This is a genomic window from Candidatus Desulfolinea nitratireducens, from assembly GCF_982879505.1.
In genome coordinates this window covers 1-5,378 of record NZ_CEYOSI010000234.1, presented here as the reverse complement: position 1 = coordinate 5,378, position 5,378 = coordinate 1, and the positions used below count along the sequence as shown (strand labels likewise).

At 49.9% G+C, this 5,378-nt stretch carries 7 protein-coding genes; 2 read left to right on the top strand and 5 right to left on the bottom strand.

The genetic code is table 11. From position 1 onward, the window contains the following. The 4 genes from AC3DOM_RS15385 to aroH form a co-directional block, all read right to left on the bottom strand. Positions 1-226 (bottom strand): NAD(P)-binding domain-containing protein (locus AC3DOM_RS15385; protein WP_487919927.1); only part of this gene is annotated, 226 nt, incomplete at its 3' end. Positions 227-329: 103 nt separating this feature from the next. Beyond that, positions 330-1,364 (bottom strand): 3-deoxy-7-phosphoheptulonate synthase, encoded by a 1,035-nt coding sequence (gene aroF, locus AC3DOM_RS15380; protein ID WP_487919926.1) that lies wholly within the window; start codon positions 1,362-1,364, stop codon positions 330-332. A gap of 50 nt (positions 1,365-1,414) precedes the next feature. Beyond that, positions 1,415-2,449 (bottom strand): 3-deoxy-7-phosphoheptulonate synthase, encoded by a 1,035-nt coding sequence (gene aroF, locus AC3DOM_RS15375; protein ID WP_487919925.1) that lies wholly within the window; start codon positions 2,447-2,449, stop codon positions 1,415-1,417. 10 nt (positions 2,450-2,459) lie between these two features. Continuing rightward, positions 2,460-2,834, bottom strand: coding sequence for a chorismate mutase (aroH, locus tag AC3DOM_RS15370; protein WP_487919924.1), 375 nt, complete (start codon positions 2,832-2,834; stop codon positions 2,460-2,462). A gap of 302 nt (positions 2,835-3,136) precedes the next feature. Here aroH and AC3DOM_RS15365 point away from each other — a divergent pair, with 302 nt between their 5' ends. Together AC3DOM_RS15365 and AC3DOM_RS15360 are read left to right on the top strand one after the other, a co-directional pair. Beyond that, the gene (locus AC3DOM_RS15365; protein ID WP_487919923.1) at positions 3,137-3,499 is read left to right on the top strand and encodes a VOC family protein; all 363 of its coding nucleotides are present in this window, start codon (positions 3,137-3,139) and stop codon (positions 3,497-3,499) included. A 178-nt stretch (positions 3,500-3,677) separates the two neighbouring features. Then, positions 3,678-4,394 (top strand): hypothetical protein, encoded by a 717-nt coding sequence (locus AC3DOM_RS15360; protein WP_487919922.1) that lies wholly within the window; start codon positions 3,678-3,680, stop codon positions 4,392-4,394. Between the two features lie 114 nt (positions 4,395-4,508). Here the strand turns inward: AC3DOM_RS15360 and AC3DOM_RS15355 are convergent. Beyond that, the coding region (locus tag AC3DOM_RS15355; protein WP_487919921.1) for a YitT family protein at positions 4,509-5,378 on the bottom strand (870 nt) is incomplete at its 5' end.

The following is a 5,378-nucleotide window of genomic DNA, read 5'->3' as shown; positions in this document are numbered from 1 at the left end:
GTGTGGCTATGATCAGTATATCCGCTTCCGGCAGGACTTGGCGAAGATCTGTCGAAGCTGAATCCACCACTCCTTTAGCGAGGGCAATCTGACAGGTCTCCGGATCGCTGTCTGCGCCAAGTAGGCTATTGCAATGACCGCGCAGTCCCATCGCCAGGGAGGCACCCATCAATCCCAATCCGAGAATGGCAATATTTTGATCGTGTAAGAAGTTACTTTCTTCCATTTTTTATTGAGTGATGATGAATTTGCGAGCGGAGCGACACGTGCGCCGCTCTGAGTTTGTTGCAGTGCAGGCGAGCAATCTCCTCGCAAAATCATCTTCTAAGTTATTGAAGGGGATTGGTGGAGATTTCTGCCATTTTTAGCGCGTCTGCGATGGCGTTGACCTGTTTGACAAGGGTTGTGAAGCGTTTTGGCTTGAGCGATTGTTCGCCATCTGACAAAGCATTGGCAGGGTCAGGATGGACCTCGACAATAATCCCATCAGCGCCCGCGGCAATACCCGAGCGGGCGAGGGCGGAGACGTATTCCCAGTGCCCCGTGCTGTGGCTGGGATCAAGGATAACGGGGAGGTGGGTTAGGGCCTGCAGGACGGGGATCGCATTGATATCGGTTGTATTGCGGGTAGCGGTTTCAAAGGTACGGATGCCTCGCTCGCAGAGAATCACATTTTGGTTGCCTTTTGAAAGGATATATTCAGCAGCCATTAGTAAATCGTTAATGGTAGCGCTCATCCCGCGCTTGAGTAAAACAGTGCGATTGCTGATACCAGCAGCTTTGAGCAGGGCATAATTCTGCATATTTCTTGCGCCGATCTGGAGAACCTCGGCATAATCGGCGACCAGGGGAACCAATTCGGGAGAGGTAACCTCGGTGACAATGGGCAGGCCTGTTAGATCACGCGCTTCAGCGAGAAGTTTTAATCCTTCTTCGCCCATCCCCTGAAACGAGTAAGGAGATGTGCGCGGTTTGAAGGCACCGCCTCGTAAGGCGTGCGCGCCTGCAGCTTTGATGCTTTGCGCCACTTCAAGAATTTGCTCGCGACTCTCTACTGCGCAGGGACCGCCAATGATAATGGGTGTCCCGTTTCCGACGACGTGCTCTCCGATGGGGATGAGCGTGTTTTCGGGGTAAAACTCACGTGATGCCAATTTGTAGGGCTTTGAGATGGGGATCACACTGGCAACCCCCGGCAGCCGGATAAAGGCGGTCGGTTCGACCGGACGACCATCTCCTACGACGCCGATCACATTGCGTTCTGATCCGGCAATTCTGTGAGGATGGAGGTTGAGGTCTTTGACCCGCTGAAGAACATGGCGTACCTCAGCTTTTGTTGCGGTAGTTTTCATTATGATCATCATGGTAAAGCTCCTTTTGAATTACGAATAAATGCGAAGATAACTATTTTCTTTTATTGCCGGGGCGTCGTTGGAATGTTTGCCGACTTGAGCACATCTGCAATGGCGTTGGCCTCTTTGACAAGCTCGGTAAACCGTTTTGGTTTTAGTGATTGGGCACCATCCGAAAGAGCATTGACGGGGTCCGGGTGTACTTCAACGATCAGCCCATCGGCTCCGGCGGCTATACCGGCACGGGCAAGGGCAGAGACCAAACGCCAATCACCTGTGCTATGACTTGGGTCGAGAATGACGGGAAGGTGAGTAAGAATTTTTAAAACAGGAATTGCGTTGATATCCGTGGTATTCCTTGTGGCGGTCTCAAAGGTGCGGATGCCTCGCTCACAAAGAATTATATTTTTATTGCCCTTGGAGAGAATATATTCAGCAGCCATAAGGAAATCGTTGATGGTGGCACTCATACCGCGCTTGAGCAAAACTGTACGCTTGCTGAGTCCAACAGCTTTTAGCAGGGCGTAGTTTTGCATATTACGGGCACCGATCTGGAGAACATCTGCATAATCAGCAACAAGGCCCACCAGTTCCGGAGATGTCACTTCAGTAACGATCGGCAGACCGGTTAGGTCGCGCGCTTCCGCAAGGAGCTTCAATCCCTCCTCTCCCATTCCCTGGAAAGAGTAGGGAGAGGTGCGGGGCTTGAAGGCGCCTCCGCGCAAAGCCTGGGCTCCGGCATCTTTTACAGCTAGAGCGGATTCGAGAATCTGCTCCCGGTTCTCGACGGCGCAAGGTCCACCAATGATGACGCGACTGCCATTCCCAACAAGATGCTCACCAATCGGGACTAGAGAGTTTTCAGGATAAAATTCCCTGGATGCCAGTTTATAGGGCTTGGAGATGGGGACAACGCTATCCACACCGGGAAGGCGGACGAAATGGGACACTTCCACCGGGCGGCCATCACCAACCACGCCGATCACGGTTCTCTCAGCCCCGTCAGAGAGATGGGCATCCAGCTCGAGAGATTTTATCCTGGAAATGACATTTTCAACTTCTTCCCTGCTTGCGCTCGCGCGCATGATGATCATCATTTGATATACCTCATGTCTGGCTTTCAATTAAGTCAGGTCGCAGGTTTCTTGCTCCTTTGATGTAAATATGCCTGATTTCATCCTGCCTGAGATCAGTATTCCAGAGAAGCAAAACCCGAATGCAATACGGAGTACTTCCTTCAACCGGGATTTCCTGGGCGCATATTCTGGGGACATTACGCCACCCATTTTTCTCTGCAGCGCGGGCCGGAAACGCGGAGCGGATGTCGGAGGTAACGGTAAAGAACGCGCTGGCGATGTCCTCAGGCTGGAGGCTTGGATTTGCAACCCGGATCTCTTCCAATATCTCCACGGTGGCCTCGAGAACCTCGGTCTCAGTATCCTGGCTGATGGTAGTTGCACCTCGTATTCCTCGAACTGGCATCTTTTGCTCCTTTTGGGTTTTAAGCAAAAAAGCGTGAGACCAATTGGTCTCACGCTTTAAGGTTTAGGGTTAGATTTCCTTTTAAACGCCGCCATTGGTTTCCGGGGTGCGGAAGCCAAAATAAAAATAAAAGGCGTTGAAGGATTTATTATTCATCATATTTATCCGAGATTGGCGCAAGTTTACAGCAAGGGAAGGGATGTGTCAAGGGATTTGTGGCTCATAAGGCAAACCTATTAAGGATGACTTGCATAAATAGAAACAATGTTCTATAATAGAAATCCGCCAAAAAAGGAGTAAAAATGACAAAAAGAAATATTGTCCACATCGAAATCCCGACCAGTGATGCAGCTGAATCAGGGAAATTTTATGCCGATCTTTTCGGCTGGAAGATCGAATCCATGCCCGAGATGGATTACACCATGTTTGAGCCAACCGAGGGTCCTGGGGGAGGCTTCACGCCTGTCAGCGCTGAGAACCCGGTCGGAAATGTGGTGGTCTATGTCGACAGCCCCGATATCGATGCCGATCTCAAGAAAGCTGAATCGCTGGGTGGAAAGACCGTGGTTCCGAAATCTGAAATTCCCAATATGGGCTGGTTCGCCATCTTAAAGGACCCAACAGGCAACCAGATCGCTCTTTTCACCAGTCTGAATTCTGAGTAGGGCAGGTGAATAGGTTTTTCTCTTCAAAGAAGAGCATATTTTTCTCTTTGAGCTTATCCCATTTGGGATGAGCTCTTTTATTATAGCTCTTGACAAAATAGAACAAGTGTTCTACTATAGTGAAGTCTATCCAACCATTGCTGTTGATACAGCAAAACAAGCCAGAAAGGAGGCTTTTATGTCCAAATCGACTTCATTCAACCTGTTGTCGACTTTCCAGAAAGCTGGCTTGCGGCGCGGATCCATGTTTGGGCTGATTTTGCTCTCCGCACTGCTGGCTTTTGAAATCTTTAATTTCTCTACAACCGACTTTGCCCTCACCGATCTCCTCGGTAATGAATTGAAATTTATCGGGGTTCGCTGGACCACTATTCTCGCCTTTGCCTTTTGCGGGATCGACTTTGCAGGGGTGGCACGTTTGTTTACGCCAGAGCAGGGAGCAGCCGAACCTGCGGAGGTTTGGTATCTCTTTGGAGCCTGGTTGCTGGCGGCTGTAATGAATGCCATGCTGACGTGGTGGGGCGTTTCTGTGGCCATCCTTGATCACTCTGCACAGGGCAGCGTTCTGGTCAGCCAGAGCGCAATGACAAAGGCGATTCCGATCTTTGTCGCCTTGATGGTTTGGCTGGTGCGTGTGCTTATTATTGGAACCTTCTCCATGGCTGGAGAGCGACTTTTCAATATGGATGCTGTGGTCGGAACGAAGCCATCTCTTTCAAACCAAATACAGCGTCCAACCACGCGGGCACCCGCCCGGGCAACACCGCGAAGCTCGGCACGCTCCGCACCCAGAGTTGCTTCCACTTCGAGGCGCGGCACGCGTTCTGATCCGAGCTATCATCCTGTTGGGATATCAGCCTCACCAAACAGTGAAGATACCGAGCGCTGGCTTTAGATTTTCCTCCATGAATAACTAAAAATCAAGGTCCCGTTCCCTTCAAGGGAACGGGACCTTCTATGTTCTGGCGTAATTTCTAGATAGGCAATGATTTTATACGTCTTTTGAGGTTTATTGCATTTGTTTATAGGTGCCACCCACGGTATGATGACCCTGCGCAATGACGATAAAGGCAAGGGGATCAGCCTCCAAAACTACGGATTTTAGGACATCTACCTTCGGGCGGCTGACTGCGAAAAACAAGACGGTGTGGTTTTTTTCGGTGTACAAGCCCTGAGCTGGCCAGGAAGTAATTCCCAGGCGTAAATGACTAAATACAGCTTCGCTGACATCTTTTGGGCGGTCGGTAATAATCGTAGCAGTACGCACCACACTGGGACCCTCCAGGATCTGATCTGCGGCAATTCCCCAAATAAACAGGGTAACCAATGCGTAGAGAGCCTTATCCCAACCGAAAACAAGGCCGGCCAGAAATACAATGAATCCATCGGTGTATAGATATAGTTGGCTAATAGGAAGCCCGGTTTTGAATTGTAAAACTCGCCCAAGTATGCCCGTTCCACCACCCGTCCCCTGGCCGCGGTAGATAAGACCAGTCCCAATTCCACCAACAACAGCTCCATAGAGCGCATTTAACATTAAATCATCGACAATCCCTTCTGCTGGGAATATGGGCGCCAGGAAGTCCACCGCCAAACTGGATACCAGTACAACATAAAAAGTGCGAATTAAAAAATTAAATCTCCCTAAATATTTGAAACCAATAAACATGAGAGGGAGATTCATCACCAGGATCATAAACCCAATTGGCCATGCTGTGAATTTATTAATGACAATTGCCAATCCTGAAAGCCCACCAGGGGCAATTTCCCATGGAATTAAAAAAAGGTTTAGGTTAATAGCCGAGATCAGGCTTCCCCCGGTCAGAAGTAAAAAACTACGCAGCGTTAAGCGCCAATCCAGCTCATTGAGCAGCAAACG

What these genes read in the sequence shown, in the direction of transcription:
- aroF (WP_487919926.1), bottom strand. Translation starts at nt 1,364, where the DNA reads ATGATGATCATAATGAAAACTACCGCAACAAAAGCTGAGGTACGCCAT.
- aroF (WP_487919925.1), bottom strand. Translation starts at nt 2,449, where the DNA reads ATGATGATCATCATGCGCGCGAGCGCAAGCAGGGAAGAAGTTGAAAAT.
- aroH (WP_487919924.1), bottom strand. Translation starts at nt 2,834, where the DNA reads ATGCCAGTTCGAGGAATACGAGGTGCAACTACCATCAGCCAGGATACT.
- AC3DOM_RS15365 (WP_487919923.1), top strand. Translation starts at nt 3,137, where the DNA reads ATGACAAAAAGAAATATTGTCCACATCGAAATCCCGACCAGTGATGCA.
- AC3DOM_RS15360 (WP_487919922.1), top strand. Translation starts at nt 3,678, where the DNA reads ATGTCCAAATCGACTTCATTCAACCTGTTGTCGACTTTCCAGAAAGCT.